We start from the raw sequence: 17,427 nt of genomic DNA on the forward strand, positions 1-17,427 counted from the left end.
ACCGAGCGCGCCGAGAACAGTGCCCGCCTGGCCCGCCACGTCATCGAGGCCAGCGTCATGGTTCAGCGCGGCGCGATGCCGCCGCCGATGCTGCCGCTGCTGGATGCGCTCGCGCGCCGCCACGGCCTGGTCGGCGCCGAGGCACCGCAGGCCGACGACGACCCACGCGGCTTCGAGCGCGCGCTGCTGGCGGCGCTGCTGCCAGCGTCCGGTGAGCACAGCGTCGGCTGGACCCTGCGCGCCCTGCAGGGCAGCGCCCAGTCGCTGCGCGAGCGCCTGTCGCCCGAGGCCTGGCGCCTCATCCACGAGACGGCCGCCCAGTTCGAGCAGCATCTGCGCGCCGTGCTCGACCGCCCCGGCACCGCCACGCCGGTGACGGACGTGCTCAACGTGCTGGCCCGCGCCGACACCCACCTCGCCGCCATCACCGGCGCCCAGACCGACCGCATGACGCGCGACGACGGCTGGCGGCTGCTGTCCATCGGCCGCCAGCTGGAGCGCCTGTCCTTCCACGCCGAGGTGCTGGCCGAAGTCTTCACGCAAGGAAACGCCGGGCCGTCCCAAGTTTCCTTGACCCCCTCGGGGGGCGGGCTGGGCGAAGACCGGACCTGGGGGCACACACAATCTCTGGCCCTGACCGAGGACGGCTTCGCGCTGCTGCTCGGCGTGTTCGACTCCACCATCACCTACCGCGCGCAGTTCCAGGCGCGCCGCGAGGCGCCGCCACTGCTGCACCTGCTCGTGCACAACACCGACAACCCGCGCTCGCTCGCCTGGGTCGCACGCACCTTGCGTGACCGCTTTGCCAAGCTGGCCCGCCACGACCCCGGCTGGGCCGCCGACGTCGCCGCCGAGCTGCCCGTGCCCGAAGCCTGGCCGCTGGCCGAGCTGGCCGCGCCGGGGCCGGCGCTGGTCGAGCACCTCAAGCGCGCGGCGCTGCAGGCTGGCGAGCTGTCCAGCCTGATTAGCCAGCGCTACTTTGCCCACGTCATCGGTGACGAGCAGAGGGTGTGGCAGTGACGGTTTGTCTGGCGGTCCACCATGTCACCGAGTACACCTACGACGATTCGGTGGAATGGGCTCACCACGCCGCCTGCCTGGCGCCGCAGGCCACGGCCTGGCAGGCCATCCATGACTGGCGTCTCAACATCGACCCGCTGCCCGATGGCTGGGGTGTGGACGGCCTGGAGCTGGACCAAGCCGAGCTGGCCCGCCACCTGCGCCGCGACCCATGGGGCAACCGCCACCTGAGCTTTGGCCATGCGCGCGTGCACGAGAAACTCGTGGTGGACAGCCGCTTCATCGCCGAGTTGCAGGAGCGCGCCGCGCCCGACCCCGTGCGCGGCCCGGCGTGGGAGGCCGTGGCCCGCAGCCTGCGCTACCGCGCCGGCCGCGCGCTGCAGGAGGCCGACGAGTTCGCGCTCGCCTCCACCTACGCCGCACCCGACGAGACGCTGGCCGCCTATGGCCGCCGCGCCTTCTCCACCGGCCGCACGCTGGCTGCTGGCGGGCTGGCGCTGATGCACCAGATCCACACCGACCTGCGCTACCGGCCGCACAGCACCACGGTGGCCACGCGCGCCGCCGACGCGCTCGCGCAGCGCAGCGGCGTCTGCCAGGATTTCGCCCACGTCTTCATCGCGGCTTGCCGCTCGCTCGGCCTGGCGGCGCGTTACGTGTCGGGCTATCTGCTGACGCGGCCTGCGCCTGGGCAGACCAAGCTCGTCGGCGCCGATGCCTCGCACGCCTGGGCCGAGCTGTGGTGCCCCGAGCAGGGCTGGCTGGCGCTGGACCCGACCAACGACGTGCCCGCGGGCCTGGATCACGTCACGCTCGCCTGGGGGCGCGACTACGCCGACGTGGCGCCGCTGAGCGGTGTGCTGCGCGGCGGCGGCGTGGCGACGCTGAGCGTGCGCGTCAGCGTGGAGCCTGTTGAGGTTCCGCCGCCGGTTCAATCGCAATCGCAATCGCAATCGCAATCGCAATCGCAGTCGCAGTCGCAGTCTCAGGCGGCGCTGTGAGCCGATGACGGGTCGGCGATGCGTGGCGATGGGCGCGGCGCAGCGGGCCGCACGAGACCCGCCGACAGCAACAGTGCCAGCAGCCACAACGCCGACATCCCGCCGCCCCCGCCCCCGCCGCTGGAGCTGCCGGTCGACGCGGTCGTCGTGGCCGCCGCGTTCACGGTGATCGTCTGCGTCTTGATCGCCTGCGCGCCAGCGCTGTCGGTCAGCGTCAGCTGCACGGTGAACGAGCCGGCCGCGCTGGTCGTCACGGTCGCGGTCGAACCCGTCGTGCTGCCGCTGAACGTGGCGAGGGTGCTGCCGCTGGTGATGGCCCATTGATAGGTTGTCAGCGTGCGGCCCGCCGGGGCGCTGGAGCCGGTACTGTCCAGCGTGACGTTGTTGCCCGCCGTCACCGTCGTCGCCGACGGGCTGATGCTCGCCGTTGGGCCGAGCGCCGTCACCGTGACCGTGTTGCTGGCGCTGCCGGTCTGGCCGAGCGAGTCGGTCACCGTCAACGTGACGACGAAGCTGCCGGCGCTGCTGCCCAGCGTGGACACCGAGGCCGTGGCGGCGTTGGTAGCGCTGGTGAAGCTGGCGAGGTTGGACGGGTTGGCGCTGACCGTCCATTGGTAGGCCGTGATCGTGAAGCCGGTGGCCGCCTTGGCGCTGCTGCCGTCGAAGCTGACCGGCGTGCCGGCCGCCACGGCGCTGGCCGAAGCGACGATGCCGACCGTGGGCGCGGCCGGCGAGGTGACGTTGATGGCCTGCGTGCTGGTGGCCTGCTGACCGGCGCTGTCGGTCACAGTGAGCTGTACGGTCACGGCGCCGATGCCGGTTGTCTTCAGGCTGGCGGTGGCCGCGTTTGTGGCGCCGCTGAAGCTGGCGAAGCTCGCTCCGCCGGTGATGGCCCACTGCCAGCCGGTGATGCTGCGCGTGCCCGGCGCGGTGGAGGCGCTGCTGTCCAGGCTGACCGTCGTGCCCGCAGTGACCGTCGTCGCGCTGGCCGTGATGCTGGCGGTCGGCGCGGCGGCGTTGGCCGCAGCGGCCACGGCGGCGCCCACGTCCAGCAGGCCGGCGCCGCAGGTGGAGGTGGTGCAGTAGCACTCGTCCTGCACCGTGGCCGTGGGCGCGTGGCAGACGGGCACGCTGCTGCCTGTACCTGAACCGGGCTGCGCCGGAAAGCTGCGCGCCGTCGACTGCAGCAGCGACTTGATCTGCGCGGGCTTCAGCGCCGGGTTGGCCGACAGCATCAGCGCCGCAGCGCCGGCCACCATCGGTGCGGCGAAGCTGGTGCCGACCGAGTAGTTGGCGCTGCTGCTGTAGCTGTGGCTGCCGGCCGTCGTCGTACCGGCGTTGGTGGCCGTCAGGATGGGGTAGAGGCAGACGCCGGTCAGGTTCACGCAGTTGCCGCCGGGCGCGGCGATGGCGACCTGCGGGCCGACGCTGGAGAAGCCGACCTTGGTGCCCGCATGGCGCACGCCGGCCACGGTGATGACGCCGTTGCAGTTGGCCGGCACGCCGACCGCCAGGCCTTCCTCGTTGCCGGCCGCCACGACGACGGTGACGCCGGCCGCGACGAGCTGGGTGATCGCATCCTGGTAGGCCGCGCTGCAGTTGCCGCTGCCGCCGAGCGACAGGTTGATGACCTTGGCGGGATTCGCGTTGCTCGTCGGCACGCTCGTCAGGCCGGCGGCCCAGAGCATGCCGGCAATGATGTCCGAGTCCGTCCCGCCGCACTTGCCCAGCACGCGCACGGGCAGCAGCTTCACGTCATAGCCCACCGAGGCCATGCCGACGCTGTTGTTGGTCTGCGCGCCGATGATGCTGGACGTCTCGGTGCCATGCCAGCTGCTGTTGGTGGCCGACTCGCCCGAGCTGCACTGGCCGGTCGTGGTCCAGTCGCCGGGATCGGTCGCGTCGGCATCGCGGCCGCCGCCGTCGCCCGACGTCGTGGTCGAGCTGACAAAGTCGTAGCCGGGCAGCAGCTTGGCCGAGAGGTCGGGGTGGGTCAGCAGCACGCCGGTATCGACATCGGCAACGACGACGCTGCCGGAGCCCGTCGTGATCGCCCAGGCGCCCACCGCGTTGATGGCGGACACCAGCGTCGCATCGGCCGGCTGCAGATACCACTGACCGGCGGCCAACGCGGCGCCGGACGCGGCGGGCAGCAGGGGGTCATTCGGCAAAGCCAGCGCATGGCGGCGCTCGTCGGGCACGGCGTATTCGATGTCGGCGTCCTGGGCGAGCCGGGCGGCCAGCGCGGCGGAGGTGAGCGTTTTGTCGCCCCACACCACCTGGCTGCGCGCGTCGATCATGCGGCCGTTGCGCAAGCCAAGGCCGTGACGGCCGGCGAGCGTGGCGGCCTGCTGCGGGCCGCGGTCGCCGCGCTGGCGGGCCGCGCGCATCAGCGGCCCCAGCGCCTTGAACTTGACGATGACGCGAGCATCGTCGGCGTCGCTTGTGGCGGCTGGCGCGGCCTGCGCGGGCAGGGCGGCCAACACCAACGCGAGCAAGCCGATCGCGGCGATCAGCGCGAGCAGGATGGGCAAGCAGGAGCGAGGGGAGAAGCGAGGAAAGAAGCGGCGCACGCGAGACTCCATAGGCAGACGACCTTGATGTTCCTGCAAACCCGTATCTGCCCTGCCGCTGTTTTGTGTCGAGGCCGACACATGGCCGCGGGTTTAGCGCGTCAGCGCCCGCGAGCGACCGGCGCGCTTGTTCGTGAACATGGCCTCGTCGGCGTGGCGCATCAGCGCGTCGGGCGTGCGGCCGTCGCCGGGGAAGTGGGCCAGGCCCAAGCTGCTGCCCACGCTCACCTGGGCGCCACCGCTCAGCGTGATGGGCTGGGTGAGGGCGTCCAGCAGCCGGTTCAGCACCGGCTCGGCCTCGTCCGGCGCGTGGGCCGGCGACAGCAGCACGACGAACTCGTCACCGCCCAGCCGCGCCACGGTGTCGCTGGCGCGCAGGCCGGCGTGCAGGCGGAAGGCCACGGCCTTGAGCACCTCGTCTCCGGCGTCGTGGCCGTGGTGGTCGTTGACTTGCTTGAAGCCGTTCAGGTCCAGGTAGGCGAGCGCAAAGGCATGGCCGCTGCGCTCGGCGCCGTGAATGGCCTGTTTGAGGCGGTCGGCAAGCAGCAGGCGGTTGGGCAGGCCGGTCAACGCGTCGTGCAGCGCGGCATGCTCCATGCGCGCCTCGTGGGCCTTGCTCTGCGTGATGTCCACCATCATCCACAGCGTCTCGCCGCCGCTGCCCGGTAACTCGACGCCGGCTAGGTCCACCCAGATGACCGAGCCGTCCTTGCGGCGCATCTGCAGCTGCGTGCGGAAGCGCCCGCCGGCGCGGATCTGCGGGTAGGCCACGGCGCCCGTGGTCTCGTAGGCGGCGGCGTCCAGGTGAAGCTGGCGCACGTGCACGCCCAGCAGTTCACCCTCGGCGTGGCCGAACATGCGCTCCAGCGCGCGGTTGCGCCAGGTGATCTTGCGATCCTTCAGCTTGGCGATGCCGACGAGGTCGCTCTCCAGCATGGCCTCCTGGTCCAGCGTCAACTGGTGCAGCTGCTGGCGGATGCGGTGGGTCTCGCTGATGTCGAACATCACCGAGCGGCTGCGCAGGTACAGGCCCTTGTCGTCGTAGATCGCTGTGGCCGACAGGCTGACGCGGCGCACCTCGCCGTGGCGGCCCTTGATGTTGAACTCCAGCTCCGAGATCCGGCCCTCGCGCTTGAAGCGCGGGAAGGTTTTGCTGAAGAGGGCTCGGCCCTCGGCGTCGAAGAAGTCGGCCGGGCCGGCGCGGCCGATGAGCTCCTCGGCGCTGCAGCCCAGCCACTTCAGGCCCAGCGCGTTGATCTGCAGGAAGCGGCCCTGGGTATCCAGCGCGTAGTAGGCGCAGGGGGCGTTGTCGTATAGGTCCAGCAGGCTTTGCCGCGCCTCGTCGGCCTGGGCCTGCAGGGTCTTGCGTGCAGTGATGTCGGAGGCGATGAAGAGGAAGCCGCTCAGCTCGCCGCTGTCGCCGTGCAGGGGCTGGGCCTCGATGTCGACCCAGTAGTCGCGGCCATCCTTGGCGCGCTGCACCAGTTCCACCTGGCAGCCCAGGCCGACGTTCATCGCCTCGCTCATGCCTTGCACGGTGCCCTCGTCGGTCAGCTCGGAGTGCAGCAGTTCGCGGGGCCGCCGGCCCATGGCGTCGGCCGGCGTGTAGCCGCTGGCGCGCGTGAAGCCCTCGTTCACCCAGGTGATGCGGCGTTCGGGGTCGGTGATCATGACTGCGTTGGTGGTGTGGCTGGCGACCGCAGCCAGCCGGGCCAGGTCGGCCGTCATGTCGCGGGCCATCTGCTCGGCGCGCGCCCGGCCGGCGGCCAGCAGATAGACCGTCACGGCCAGCAGCACGCTCAGCAGCGCGCCGCCCAGCTCCAGGCCGATGCCGGACAGGCCCAGCAGCCGCACGACCGCGTCCTGCGTCAGCGCCGAGTCGAGGCGGAACTCCCGGCCGGCAATGGTGAAGTGGGTGGATTCGACCGACGGCGCCTCGAACAGCCCATCTTCCGCCGCCTCGGCGGGCGTCAACGTCTGGCCGTTGCGTGTGGCCAGCAGCGGCGAGAACTCACCTTCCGGCGTGCGCACGGAGAGCCTCAGGTCCAGCAGCGACGCCGCCGGCTCGGCCACACCGCGCAGCAGGTCGTTGGCCACCAGCGAGGCAAACAACAGGCCTTGCAGGGACGCACGGCGCGCCGTCGGCGTGCCGGGGTCGTGCCCTTGCCGGTAGACCGGCAGCAGCAGCACGAAGCCGGGGCCTTTCAGCGGGTCCTGCACCAGGCGCACGGTGCTGGAGAGTGTCGGCTCGCCGGTCTCGACCGCCTGCTCGATGGCCAGGCGTTGCACCAAGTCGGCACCCGAATCCAGGCCCCAGGCGGCGAAATTGCGCGAGAACGGCGAGACCTGCGTGACGACGTAGAGCGTCGGGTCCTGCCCCGTGTGATGAACCCGGAATTCCGTGGTGCCCTCGCGCTGGCGGGCGGCAACGAAGCGGTTCAAGTCGCTGCGCGCCACGCGCTCGATGAAGCCCAGGCCCCGCACGCCGGGGAACTCCTTCGACAGGTCGCGCGACTCGACATAGGCGTCAAACGCCTCGCGGCTGAACTTGCCCTGCAGTGACGCCAGCGCACCGCGCGCGCCTTTGAGGCCGTAGACCGGCATGGTCAGCCGCTTGACAAGATCCGCCTGCAGGCGCTCCACCTGGCGCTCCTGCTGGCCGTGCGCGTCGGCGCTGGCCAAGCGCTGTTGCCATAGGACGCCGCCGGCGGTCAGCGCCAGGCCGATGGACAGCACCACCGCCGCCGCGATCCAGGCGGCGGGGCTGGCCATCTCGGGCCCGGTGTAGGCGTCTCCGATGCGCAAGCGGTGTCTCTTCTCGTTGGTAGAAAGTGCTCGATGATTGAAACATGGTCGGGCACCGGCGTCAGCCCCACCGCTGGCCCGGCCGCGCACAATCGCCGGCCATGACGCTCCATCTGACCCAGGCCCGTGCCAACCGCCTCGCCAACCGCCGTCTGCTGGGTGCCGTGGCAACGCTGCCGGACGCCGAGTTCCACGCGCCGCGCACGAGCTTCTTCCCGAGCCTGGCCCGGACGTTGAACCATGTGCTCAACGTCGACCACTACTACATCGCCGCCTTGCATGGCGACGTGACGATGCGCAGCATCTGGGCGAGCTATGTGCCGGCTACGACCGCGCTGGAGCTGGCGGCGCGGCAGGACGAGAGCGACGAGCGGCTGGTCGCCTTCTGCGCCGCGCTGCAGCCTGGCGACGACGAACGCATCGTCGCCTTCGACCGCGGCGCCGGCATCGAGGCCGGCCCGCGCGAGCCGCTGGGGCGGGTTTTGGCCCACCTCTTCATGCACCAGACCCACCACCGCGGCCAAGCTCACGCCATGCTGGCCGGCACGGCAGTGAAGCCGCCGCAACTGGATGACTTCATCCTGCTGGGAGACGGCGTGCATCGCACTGAGGACATGGCGGCCCTGGGCTGGACCGAGCCGGTTTGATCAAGGCTTGAGGTTGCCAACCTCGCCGTCGTCGAACTGCTTGCCCAACGCGGCGCCGATCAGCATCTTCACGCTGGCCACGGCGTCGCCATGCTTGTTGTCCCAGTACTGGCCTTGCGTGGGGTGCACGCGGATGACGCTGATGCACGGATCGTCCTTGCCTTCGTTGAACCACACGCGTGCCAGCGGCGTCCAGAGCTTGTCGATGAGGGCCTTGTCGTGCAGCACGATGGCGTGGCCGCTCAGATGCAGGAAGCCCGAGTGCTCGGAGGCCTGGAAGTACAGCTCGACCTCGCCGTGGGCCTCGATCTGGGCGTTTTTGTGGCTGTGCTTGTCGCTGAGGAACCAGAGCGTGCCGTCCTCGTCGCACTGGCGCACGCCCATCGGCCGCACGCCGCCTTGCGTGACGAGGAAGCAGGTGTTCGATTTGTCGATCACATCGTGGATCTTCTTCGCCGCTTCACCGCCGGCCAGATCGTGGCGGGTGTCAGCGTTGTAGGCGTTGGGATGGGTAGGGGTGAGATCCTGCGCGGGTGAGTTCACGATGGGGTTGGTCATGGCGGGCTCCAGGTGGGGGGGAAATCTCAAGATAGGCGCCGGGCCGCGCGGCCTGTGTCAGCCTGCATGCCGCTTGCGCGCAGGACCCAGTTCGACGCCATCACGGTTGCTGGCTGCATAATTTGCGATGCAATTGCAATACAGGAGTGCCTCATGAAAATTGCCACGCTGCCGGCCACCCGCGTGCGGCCCGAAGTGCGGGAGGCCGCCGAGGCGGTGTTGAAAGAGGGCGAGACCCTCAGCAGCTTCATCGAAACCGCCGTGCGCGAGACCACCGAGCGCCGCCGCGTGCAGGCCGAGTTCATCGCCCGTGGCTTGGCGGCGAGCGAGGAGGCCAAGCGGACAGGCGTGACCCACTCGCTAGACGCCGTGTTCGACCGGCTCCAAGCCCGCATCGAGGCGAAGCGGCAGGAGTTGCTGGGCAAAAAGGCATGAGTTTTGTGGTCCAGCTGACCGACGGCGCCGAGGACGACCTCCAGCGTTTGCTCGACCACCTGATCGACCGCGCGGAGTTCGTTGAAGACCTGATCAAAGCGTCGCAGACGATGCAGGAACTGCGCGAATCCATGCGCGACCTGCTGACGCGGCATCCCATGATCTTCCGCAAGGCGGCCGGGTCACCCTTTCTGCGGGAACTGATCGTGCCGCTGGGCGCCCGCGGCTACGTGGTGCTGTTCGAGGTGATAGACGCGCAGACCGTCAGGGTGCTGGCCCTGCGCCACCAGCGAGAAGACGACTATCACTGAGCCGACTACAGCTCCGCCACGCCCTTGATCCGCACCGGCATCGCCATCGGCTGAGCCACCACCGCCACCGCACGGCCATGGAAGCGGTCCAGCAGCGCCCGCCACTGCTGCTTCACCGCGACGACGTTGGCGCGCTTCACATGCCCGTAGCCGCGGATCTTCTCCGGCAGGCGGGCCAGGTCGACGGCGGTGTTGAGGTTGTCGGCCGTCAGTGAGGCGAGGATGTCTTCCATCAATGCCTCGTAGTCGGTAATCAGCTGGCGCTCCATGCGGCGCTCATCGGTCTTGCCGAAGATGTCCAGCGCCGTGCCGCGCATGCCCTTCAACTTGGCCAGCCACTTGAAGGCCGTGAACGTCCAGCTGCCCAGCTCGATCTTCTTCACGCGGCCGTCGGCGCCGGGCTTGGAGATCAGCGGCGGCGCGAGGTGGAAGCTCAAGGATTCCCAGTTCTCGAACTGATCTTTCATCGCCGCCTCGAAACGGCCGTCGGTGTAGAGGCGGGCGACCTCGTACTCGTCCTTGATGGCCAGCAGCTTGGCGTAATAGCGAGCCACGGCTTGCGTCAGGCGTTGGCCCTTGCCGAGTGCGCTCTCGGCGGCGCGCACGCGGTCGACGAGGCTGCGGTAGCGCTGCGAATAGGCCGCGTTCTGGTAGTCGGTCAGGAATTTTGCGCGCCGCTCGATCAAGCCGTCAGGGCCGTCGAGCTGGTCGAAGTTGAAGAGCTTGACGACGTTGACATCGCCCGCCAGCCGCGCAATGGCGTCCGGCGCCGCGATGGCCAGGCGGCCTAGCGCGAAGGCGGTCTTGTTGCCCTCCACCGCGACGCCGTTCAGCTCGATGGCGCGCATCAGCGCTGCTTCGCTGACGGGGATGAGCCCGCGCTGCCAGCAGGCGCCCAGCATGATGATGTTGCTGGGCAGCGTGTCGCCCATCAGGCGCTGAGAGATGTCCTGCGCGTCGACGGTCGCCAGCTCACCCTGCTCGCCGACGGCGAACTTCATTTTGGCCAGCAGCGAGTCGCCCTGCAGCGACGCATCGGGGTTGCGCACGAAGCTGGCGGTAGGCAACTCGTGCGTGTTGGCGAGGATGACGGTGCGTCCGGCCTTCACGGTACCGAGTGCGTCAGGCGACGCGCCGACGACCATGTCGCAGGCCAGCAGCACGTCGGCTTGGCTGGCGTCGATGCGCACCTGGTTCAGCAGGTCCAGCGTCGGCGCCACGCGCACGAAGCTCAGCACCGCGCCGCCCTTCTGCGCAAACCCCATGAAGTCCAGCACAGACGCCTGCTTGCCTTCGAGGTGGGCGGCCATGGAGACCAGCGCGCCGACTGTGACGACGCCGGTGCCGCCGACGCCGGTGACGAGCATGTCGAACGGTCCCGTCCATGGCCACGCTGCGGGCGGCGCGATGGCGGTCATCTCGCGCGCCAGGTCCTGCGCGGTGTAGCTCGAACCGGCCTTCTTCCTCAACACGGGTTCATGCACCGACACGAAGCTCGGGCAGAAGCCGTTCACGCAGGAGAAATCCTTGTTGCAGCTGCTTTGCTCGATGGCGCGCTTGCGGCCCCAGTCAGTCTCCACCGGCACCACGCTCAGGCAGTTGCTCGCCACACCGCAGTCGCCGCAGCCTTCGCAGACGGCCTCGTTGATGAAGATGCGCTTCGGGGGATCGGGAAATTCCTTCTTCTTGCGGCGGCGGCGCTTCTCGGCGGCGCAGGTCTGGTCGTAGATCAGCACCGTCACGCCTTCGATCTCGCGCAGCTCGCGTTGCACGGCGTCCATCTCGCTGCGGTCGTGAAAGGTCGTGCCGGTGGGGAAGAGCCCGTAATGGCCGTCGTATTTGCCAATCTCGTCGGACACCACCACCAGCCGCTTCACACCCTCGGCCTCGACCTGGCGCGCGATCTGCGGCACGCTGGTCTGGCCGTCGACCGGCTGGCCGCCAGTCATCGCAACCGCGTCGTTATAGAGAATCTTGTAGGTGATGTTGGTCTTGGCCGCGATGGCCTGGCGGACGGCGAGATAGCCCGAGTGGTAGTAGGTGCCGTCGCCCAGGTTCTGGAAGACGTGCTTCTCCGTCGTGAAGCGCGAGTGCGCCGCCCAATCCACGCCCTCGGCGCCCATCTGGATCAGGCCGGACGTGCCGCGCTCCATCCAGCTCGCCATGAAGTGGCAGCCGATGCCGGCCAGCGCGCGCGAGCCCTCGGGCAGCTTGGTGCTGATGTTGTGCGGGCAGCCCGAGCAGAAATAGGGCTGGCGGCGCACGCCGTCGGCGGCGTTGCTCAGCAGGCAGGGCGTCAGGAAATCGACGACGAGGTGGCGGCGGTCCAGCGCGGGGTTCAGGCGCGCCAGCCAGTCGGCCACCGTGCCCATGATGCGGCTGGGGCGAAGCTCGCCCAAGGCGCTCAGTACCGCCGCGCCATGCTCGTCCGTCTTGCCGACGACGCGCGGGCGCTGGAAGTCGGGCAGGTGGTAGAGCAGCTCCTTGATCTGCCGCTCGACGACGGGGCCTTTCTCTTCGATGACCAGCACGTCGGTCAGGTTGCTGCAGAACTCGGTGATGCGCGTCGGCTCCAGCGGGAAGACGAGACCGACCTTGTAGACCCGCACGCCGGCGGCGGCCAGCGCGTTGGGGTCCAGGTCCAGCCGGCGCAGCACTTCCATGAAGTCGTAGTGCGCCTTGCCCACGGTCACGATGCCTAAAGCGGCGGCGGGGCTGGTGACGATGTGCTTGTCGATGCTGTTGACCTTGGCAAAGGCCTTCACCGCGTCCAGCTTGTGCGCCAGGCGCGACTCCAGCTCCAGCGAGGGCAGATCGACAGCGCGGATATGCAGGTCGGTCGGCGCCACGAAGTCGACCGGGTTGTCAAAGTTCAGCGCCACCGCGTCCAGATCCACCGTCATGCCGCTCTCGACGACCTCCGAGATCGCCTTGAAGCCCACCCACGCGCCCGAGAAGCGGCTCAGTGCCCAGCCGTAGAGGCCGAACTCCAGGTACTCCGCCACGTTGGCCGGGTGCACGAGCGGCATGCTCCAGGCCTGCAGCGCCTGGTCGCTCTGGTGCGGCGTGCTGCTGGAGACGCAGCCATGGTCGTCGCCGCACACGACCAGCACGCCGCCCTGGGTCGACGTGCCGTAGACGTTGCCGTGTTTCAGCGCATCGCCCGAGCGGTCAACACCTGGCCCCTTGCCGTACCACATCGCAAACACGCCGTCGACGGTGCGCTGCGGGTCCAGCGCCACGCGCTGCACGCCCAGGCAGGCGGTGGCGGCCAGGTCCTCGTTGATGGCGGGCAGGAACTCGACGTGGGCGGCGGCCAGGAACTTCTTCGCCTTCCACAGCTGCTGGTCGACCATGCCCAGCGGCGAGCCGCGGTAGCCGGAGACGAAGCCGGCCGTCTTCAGCCCCGCGCGCTCGTCCTGCTTCTTCTGCGCCAGCAGCAACCTCACGAGGGCCTGCGTGCCGGTCAGGAAGACGGCGCCACTGTCGGCGGCGAGGTTGTCGCTGAGCTGGTAGGCGCGCAGGGTGTCGGTCATCGGAAGGCTCCTCATCGGGCGGGAAATTCTTTCTCCGCTCGGGCGGAAGAACTTGCCTCAATGACAGCTCATGGGGGGTCCAATGAGATGATTCTTCTCCAAATAGGGGAATCATGGAAACGAACGAGTTCGACCGCGCCAGCCTGCTGATCCTGGAGGCGCTGCAGGCCGACGCGCGGCTGTCGACGCAGGCGCTGGCCGAGAAGATCGGCCTGTCGGCCACGCCGGTGTGGCGGCGCGTGAAGGAGCTGGAGGAGCGCGGCGTCATCCGGGGCCAGGTCGTGCTGGTGGACCGCGAGAAGCTCGGCCTGTCCATCCTCGTGCTGGCCAACGTGAGCCTGGTGCGGCACAGCGAGGGCGCGGTGGAGCAGTTCGAGCGGTTGGTGGGCACGCGGCGCGAGATCATCGAATGCCACGCCATCACCGGCGAGGCCGACTACGTCATCAAGGTTGTGGCTGCCGACATGAAGGCCTACGACCAGTTCCTGCAGCAGCACATCTTCAAGCTGCCCGGCGTGGCCAGCGTGCGCAGCAATGTCGTCCTGCGGGAAGTCAAGTACGAAACCGCGTTGCCTGTGGGCTGACCCCCCCAACCCAGAGGATGCACATCGCGCCGATGCGGCGCCGGCATGCCTAAAGTAGGCCGCGCCACAACCAGCCACGTCTATGGATTCCCTCATCGCCCAGCTCTCCAGATCGGTCGCCGATGCCCGCTCCCTTGAGGGTCTGACCCGCCCCCTGCTTGAGATGCTGGCGGCCGTCACGGGCCTGGAGTCGACCTACCTGACGACCGTCGATCTCGCCGCAGGGCAGCAGCGGGTCGTCTACGCGCGCAACGCGCAGGACCTGCAGATCCCCGAGGGCCTGACCCTGCCCTGGGGCGACCCCGTCGCGGCGCCCGACCTGGGCGTCCAGACCCATGTCAGCACGCCGGTGCGCACCGACGACGGTGCCCTCTACGGCACGCTGTGCGCGGCCAGTTCGCAACGCCGGCCGACGGCGCCTGAGGCCGAGCAGGTGTTGCGCTTGTTTGCCGGCCTCATCGAACAGCAAGTTGCGCGCGAGCGCCTTGCCGAGCAGTTGCAACAGACCCATGGCGAGCTCAGGAAGCAGGCCATGACCGACCCGCTGACCGGCCTCATGAACCGCCGCGCGCTGATGCAGGAGCTGGTGCGCCTGATGTCGCTCGCCCAGCGCACCGGCAGCTGGCTGCTGGCCGGGGCCATCGACCTGGACGACTTCAAGCAGGTCAACGACAGCCACGGCCACGATGCCGGCGACGACTTTCTGCGCGCCATGGCCGCCAGGTTGCACGCGGCGTTGCGCGGTGGCGACGTGCTAGCCCGCATGGGCGGCGACGAGTTCGTCGTCATCGGCCTGGGCCCCCAGCTCGCCGAGGACGGCAGGAAGGCGGCCCAGCTGATGTGCCAGCGCCTGACCGAGGCCACCGCCGGCCGCTACGGGGTCGGGCCGGCCAGCATCGAGTACGACGGCGCCAGCGTGGGTGTCGCCTGCCTGGACCCGCAGCAGGCGAGCATCGAGGACGTGCTGCGCCAGTCGGACTCGGCGATGTACCGCGTCAAGCTGGAACGGCGCCGGGCGGCGCAGCAATAGCGGGCGGTGTTTCTCAGCCGATTGCCGACGTCAGGCGGTTCGGCGCCCCCCGAGCGACGTCCTGAGGTGAGCCTGCAACAGGCTTTCCAGCCGTTGAATGGAGCCGGCGGGCTCGGCGTCGCGGCGGTGCAGGTCCAGCCCGATCACCGGTAGCTTGGGCAGGCCGGGCAGGACGGCCAAGCGCTCGGGCAGGCCGGCTGAGGTGCGCACGGTGACGCCCAGCCCCGCATCGACCGCCGCCCAGATGCCGGCCAGGCTGGGGCTGGTGAAGGCGATGCGCCAGGGCCGTCGCGCTTTGTCCAGCGCGGCGATGGCGGTGCTGCGCATCAGGCAGGGCGCCTCTAGCACGGCCAGCGGGACGGGTTCGTCGGCGTCGAGTGCAGGGCCGTCGCCGCGGCCTATCCACTGCATCGGCAGGCGGGCCAGGCGCCGCGAATGGCTCGTGGCCTTGCCGCCGTCCCAGGCCAGCGCCAGGTCCAGCTTGCCGCGTTCAATCTGCTCGATCAGCTCCGCGTTGCGTGCCAGCCGGGCCTGCACGCGCACCTTGGGGTGGGCGCGCGCAAAGCCGCCCAGCACCGTCGGCAGCAGCGATTCGGCGAAGTCCTCCTGCAGGCCCAGCCGCACCTCGCCGCTCAGCTCCGCGCCGCGCACCGCGTTGGCGGCCTCGTCGTTGAGCGCCAGCAGCCGGCGCGCGTAGCCCAGCAGCACCTCGCCGGCGGGCGTCAGAACCATGCCCCGGCCGGCCTTGCGCAGCACCGGCGCGCCGGTCTGCTCCTCCAGCTTCTTGAGCTGGGCGCTGACGGCGGAGGTGGAGCGCCCCAGCCGGTCCGCCGCCTTGGCGAAGCTGCCGAGCTCGATGCCGGTGACGAGGGTGCGCAGCACGTCCAGATCAAAGCTGATGCGTCGCATGATGATCGTCCTGCTTCACGGGACGGTACGTCCCGAACTTTCTGATTATCAGGACGACGGTGAGCGCCTACCTTTCGGGTGAAAGGAGTCCTCATGACCGCATCTTCTCCATTGGCCCAACACCCCATGAGCCGCGTCGCGCCCAAGCTGGCCGCGCTGAGCGAGGCCGTGCTCTTCGGCGACATCTGGCAGCGCCAGCCGCTGTCGCCGCGTGACCGCAGCCTCATCACCGTGGCGGCGCTGGTGGCCCTCGTGCGCAGCGAGCAACTGCCCTTCCACCTGCAGCGCGCGCTGGACAACGGCGTGACGCGCGAGGAGCTGGCCGAGCTGATCACGCACCTGGCCTTCTACGCCGGCTGGCCCGCGGCGGCCTCGGCTTGCACCGCGCTTGACGCACTTTGAGAGAACGCCATGCCCTTCACCCGCATTTCCCTGCACGGCGGCAAGCCGACCGAGTACCTGCGTGCGTTGTCCGACAGCCTGCACCAGGCCATGGTGGACAGCTTCGAGGTGCCGCCCGCCGACCGTTTCCAGGTCTTCCATCAACACGCACCCGGCGAGCTGGTCTATGACCGTGACTACCTCGGCGGGCCGCGTGGCGAGGACTTCGTGCTCATCGCCATCACGGCCGGAAAGCCGCGCTCGACGAACACCAAACAGCGCTTCTACCGGCGCCTCGCGGAGTGCCTGGCCGAGTCGCCCGGCATCGCGCCGCGAGACGTGATGGTGGTCATCACGCCGACGCAGGCCGAGGACTGGTCCTTCGCCAACGGCGTCGCGCTGGTCGATGCCGTGAAGGTGTGACGCCATGCTCGCCATGCAATACGTCATCACGCTGCCCGACGACTACGACATGGACACGATCCGTGGGCGCATCCACGACAAGGGGCATTTGCTCGACGGCTTCGGCGGCCTGCTGTTCAAGAGCTTTCTGTACGCCTGCCGCGGCGCGGACGGGCCGCTGAACCTGTACGCGCCTTTCTACGTCTGGCGTGACACGGCGGGGATGGACCGCTTCCTGCGCGGCCCGGGCTTTGCAGCGCTCTCGGCGGACTTTGGCCGGCCGGCAGTGACGCTGTGGGCGGTGTCCGAGCTGGCCGGCTAGGGCGACCTGCGGCAGGCGCGCTGGGCCACGTTGGGCACCGATGCCGTCGAGCCGGGCGCCGTGGCGTCCGTCGCCATCTACGACGCGGCGCGATGGGCCCACAGCCGCTTCACGTTGTGGCGCGATGCACCGCCCGCGCCGCGATTCAGGGTCGGCTACGTCGCCACGGCCTAGACGTCGTGGCTGCTGCGCCGATGCCGCAGCGCCAGCTCGGCAAGCGCTGCTTGGTCAGAGTTCGCCGTAGCTGTGCAGGCCGCTCAGGAACATGTTGACGCCGAGGAAGGCGAAGGTCGTCACCAGCAGGCCCACCAGCGCCCACCAGGCCGAGACGTTGCCGCGCAGGCCCTTCATCAGCCGCATGTGCAGCCACGCCGCGTAGTTGAGCCAGACGATCAGCGCCCAGGTCTCCTTCGGGTCCCAGCTCCAGTAGCCGCCCCAGGCCTCGGCGGCCCAGAAGGCGCCCAGGATGGTGGCGATGGTGAAGAAGGCAAAGCCCAGCGCGATGGACTTGTACATGAGGTCGTCGAGCTGGGGCAGGGCGGGCAGGCGGGCCGTCAGCTGCGGGCGCAGCGCCACGGCCAGCGCCAGGAAGGCGGCCACGCCGGCGATCTTGCGCGCCCAGCCGTCCAGGCCGGTGGCGGTGGCGGCGCTCACGTCGGCGCCGTAGCGCACGGCGAGGACGATCACGATGATGCCCACCGGCATGGCGACGAGGCCGATCCACAGCGCGCGCGTCGCCGCCGTCTTGAGCAGGTAGGCCAGCGCCACCATGGCCGCCAGCGCGAAGCTGCCGTAGCCGACGAAATTGGCCGGCACGTGGATCTTCATCCACCAGCTCTGCAGCGCCGGCACCAGTGGCTGGATCTCCTGCGCCTCGCGTGCCACTGTGTACCAGAGCAGGAAGCTCACCGCG

At 69.5% G+C, this 17,427-nt stretch carries 17 protein-coding genes; 11 read left to right on the forward strand and 6 right to left on the reverse strand.

Annotated features, from left to right (window positions below; all coding sequences use genetic code 11):
- Nucleotides 1-1,020 (forward strand): alpha-E domain-containing protein (locus ABIS05_RS22885; RefSeq protein ID WP_348011137.1); only part of this gene is annotated, 1,020 nt, incomplete at its 5' end.
- A complete protein-coding gene (locus ABIS05_RS22890; RefSeq protein ID WP_348011138.1) occupies nucleotides 1,017-2,021 on the forward strand; it encodes a transglutaminase family protein in 1,005 nt (334 codons plus the stop codon). The genes ABIS05_RS22885 and ABIS05_RS22890, both read left to right, overlap by 4 nt.
- Here the strand turns inward: ABIS05_RS22890 and ABIS05_RS22895 are convergent.
- Both ABIS05_RS22895 and ABIS05_RS22900 read right to left on the reverse strand, forming a co-directional pair.
- Complete coding sequence (locus ABIS05_RS22895) at nucleotides 2,006-4,555, reverse strand: S8 family serine peptidase (protein WP_348011139.1); 2,550 nt, start codon at nucleotides 4,553-4,555, stop codon at nucleotides 2,006-2,008. The genes ABIS05_RS22890 and ABIS05_RS22895 overlap by 16 nt on opposite strands.
- A 132-nt stretch (nucleotides 4,556-4,687) precedes the next feature.
- Complete coding sequence (locus ABIS05_RS22900; RefSeq protein ID WP_348011140.1) at nucleotides 4,688-7,399, reverse strand: CHASE domain-containing protein; 2,712 nt, start codon at nucleotides 7,397-7,399, stop codon at nucleotides 4,688-4,690.
- A 101-nt stretch (nucleotides 7,400-7,500) separates the two neighbouring features.
- Between ABIS05_RS22900 and ABIS05_RS22905 the strand changes: the two genes are divergently transcribed.
- A complete protein-coding gene (locus ABIS05_RS22905; protein ID WP_348011141.1) occupies nucleotides 7,501-8,046 on the forward strand; it encodes a DinB family protein in 546 nt (181 codons plus the stop codon).
- On the opposite strand, the gene ABIS05_RS22910 is transcribed toward ABIS05_RS22905, so the two are convergent.
- Nucleotides 8,047-8,604: a pyridoxamine 5'-phosphate oxidase family protein gene (locus ABIS05_RS22910; RefSeq protein ID WP_348011142.1), complete on the reverse strand. Its 558-nt coding sequence runs from the start codon at nucleotides 8,602-8,604 to the stop codon at nucleotides 8,047-8,049.
- Nucleotides 8,605-8,757: 153 nt separating this feature from the next.
- Between ABIS05_RS22910 and ABIS05_RS22915 the strand changes: the two genes are divergently transcribed.
- Complete coding sequence (locus ABIS05_RS22915) at nucleotides 8,758-9,039, forward strand: YlcI/YnfO family protein (protein WP_348011143.1); 282 nt, start codon at nucleotides 8,758-8,760, stop codon at nucleotides 9,037-9,039.
- The gene (locus ABIS05_RS22920; RefSeq protein WP_348011144.1) at nucleotides 9,036-9,350 is read left to right on the forward strand and encodes a type II toxin-antitoxin system RelE/ParE family toxin; all 315 of its coding nucleotides are present in this window, start codon (nucleotides 9,036-9,038) and stop codon (nucleotides 9,348-9,350) included. The genes ABIS05_RS22915 and ABIS05_RS22920 overlap by 4 nt, the downstream gene beginning before the upstream one ends.
- A 5-nt stretch (nucleotides 9,351-9,355) precedes the next feature.
- On the opposite strand, the gene ABIS05_RS22925 is transcribed toward ABIS05_RS22920, so the two are convergent.
- Complete coding sequence (locus tag ABIS05_RS22925) at nucleotides 9,356-12,886, reverse strand: indolepyruvate ferredoxin oxidoreductase family protein (RefSeq protein ID WP_348011145.1); 3,531 nt, start codon at nucleotides 12,884-12,886, stop codon at nucleotides 9,356-9,358.
- A gap of 113 nt (nucleotides 12,887-12,999) precedes the next feature.
- On the opposite strand from ABIS05_RS22925, the gene ABIS05_RS22930 reads away from it, so the two are divergent.
- Nucleotides 13,000-13,470, forward strand: a complete 471-nt coding sequence (locus tag ABIS05_RS22930; RefSeq protein ID WP_348011146.1) for an Lrp/AsnC family transcriptional regulator — start codon at nucleotides 13,000-13,002, stop codon at nucleotides 13,468-13,470.
- A gap of 82 nt (nucleotides 13,471-13,552) precedes the next feature.
- Nucleotides 13,553-14,500 carry a sensor domain-containing diguanylate cyclase gene (locus ABIS05_RS22935; protein WP_348011147.1) on the forward strand — a complete coding sequence of 316 codons (948 nt, stop codon included), beginning with the start codon at nucleotides 13,553-13,555 and terminating at the stop codon, nucleotides 14,498-14,500.
- Nucleotides 14,501-14,530: 30 nt separating this feature from the next.
- Here ABIS05_RS22935 and ABIS05_RS22940 read toward each other — a convergent pair whose 3' ends face one another.
- Nucleotides 14,531-15,409 carry a LysR substrate-binding domain-containing protein gene (locus ABIS05_RS22940; protein WP_348011148.1) on the reverse strand — a complete coding sequence of 293 codons (879 nt, stop codon included), beginning with the start codon at nucleotides 15,407-15,409 and terminating at the stop codon, nucleotides 14,531-14,533.
- 93 nt (nucleotides 15,410-15,502) lie between these two features.
- On the opposite strand from ABIS05_RS22940, the gene ABIS05_RS22945 reads away from it, so the two are divergent.
- The 4 genes from ABIS05_RS22945 to ABIS05_RS22960 are packed head-to-tail and all read left to right on the forward strand — an operon-like array spanning nucleotide 15,503 to nucleotide 16,688.
- Nucleotides 15,503-15,811 carry a carboxymuconolactone decarboxylase family protein gene (locus ABIS05_RS22945; RefSeq protein WP_348011149.1) on the forward strand — a complete coding sequence of 103 codons (309 nt, stop codon included), beginning with the start codon at nucleotides 15,503-15,505 and terminating at the stop codon, nucleotides 15,809-15,811.
- Nucleotides 15,812-15,820: 9 nt separating this feature from the next.
- Entirely contained in the window at nucleotides 15,821-16,213 is a 393-nt protein-coding gene (locus ABIS05_RS22950; protein ID WP_348011150.1) for a tautomerase family protein, read from the forward strand.
- A 4-nt stretch (nucleotides 16,214-16,217) separates the two neighbouring features.
- Nucleotides 16,218-16,514: a DUF4865 family protein gene (locus tag ABIS05_RS22955; RefSeq protein ID WP_348011151.1), complete on the forward strand. Its 297-nt coding sequence runs from the start codon at nucleotides 16,218-16,220 to the stop codon at nucleotides 16,512-16,514.
- A 30-nt stretch (nucleotides 16,515-16,544) separates the two neighbouring features.
- Nucleotides 16,545-16,688 (forward strand): hypothetical protein, encoded by a 144-nt coding sequence (locus tag ABIS05_RS22960; RefSeq protein WP_348011152.1) that lies wholly within the window; start codon nucleotides 16,545-16,547, stop codon nucleotides 16,686-16,688.
- 54 nt (nucleotides 16,689-16,742) lie between these two features.
- Here ABIS05_RS22960 and ccsB read toward each other — a convergent pair.
- A partial coding sequence (gene ccsB, locus ABIS05_RS22965) for a c-type cytochrome biogenesis protein CcsB (RefSeq protein WP_348011153.1) occupies nucleotides 16,743-17,427 on the reverse strand: 685 nt, incomplete at its 5' end.

This window comes from Roseateles sp. (assembly GCF_039929605.1).
Lineage (GTDB): Bacteria > Pseudomonadota > Gammaproteobacteria > Burkholderiales > Burkholderiaceae_C > Pelomonas.

Bases quoted from the DNA above. Each gene is read 5' to 3' on its own strand.
- ABIS05_RS22905 (WP_348011141.1), top strand. From the start codon at position 7,501: ATGACGCTCCATCTGACCCAGGCCCGTGCCAACCGCCTCGCCAACCGC.
- ABIS05_RS22910 (WP_348011142.1), bottom strand. From the start codon at position 8,604: ATGACCAACCCCATCGTGAACTCACCCGCGCAGGATCTCACCCCTACC.
- ABIS05_RS22915 (WP_348011143.1), top strand. From the start codon at position 8,758: ATGAAAATTGCCACGCTGCCGGCCACCCGCGTGCGGCCCGAAGTGCGG.
- ABIS05_RS22920 (WP_348011144.1), top strand. From the start codon at position 9,036: ATGAGTTTTGTGGTCCAGCTGACCGACGGCGCCGAGGACGACCTCCAG.
- ABIS05_RS22925 (WP_348011145.1), bottom strand. From the start codon at position 12,886: ATGACCGACACCCTGCGCGCCTACCAGCTCAGCGACAACCTCGCCGCC.
- ABIS05_RS22930 (WP_348011146.1), top strand. From the start codon at position 13,000: ATGGAAACGAACGAGTTCGACCGCGCCAGCCTGCTGATCCTGGAGGCG.
- ABIS05_RS22935 (WP_348011147.1), top strand. From the start codon at position 13,553: ATGGATTCCCTCATCGCCCAGCTCTCCAGATCGGTCGCCGATGCCCGC.
- ABIS05_RS22940 (WP_348011148.1), bottom strand. From the start codon at position 15,409: ATGCGACGCATCAGCTTTGATCTGGACGTGCTGCGCACCCTCGTCACC.
- ABIS05_RS22945 (WP_348011149.1), top strand. From the start codon at position 15,503: ATGACCGCATCTTCTCCATTGGCCCAACACCCCATGAGCCGCGTCGCG.
- ABIS05_RS22950 (WP_348011150.1), top strand. From the start codon at position 15,821: ATGCCCTTCACCCGCATTTCCCTGCACGGCGGCAAGCCGACCGAGTAC.
- ABIS05_RS22955 (WP_348011151.1), top strand. From the start codon at position 16,218: ATGCTCGCCATGCAATACGTCATCACGCTGCCCGACGACTACGACATG.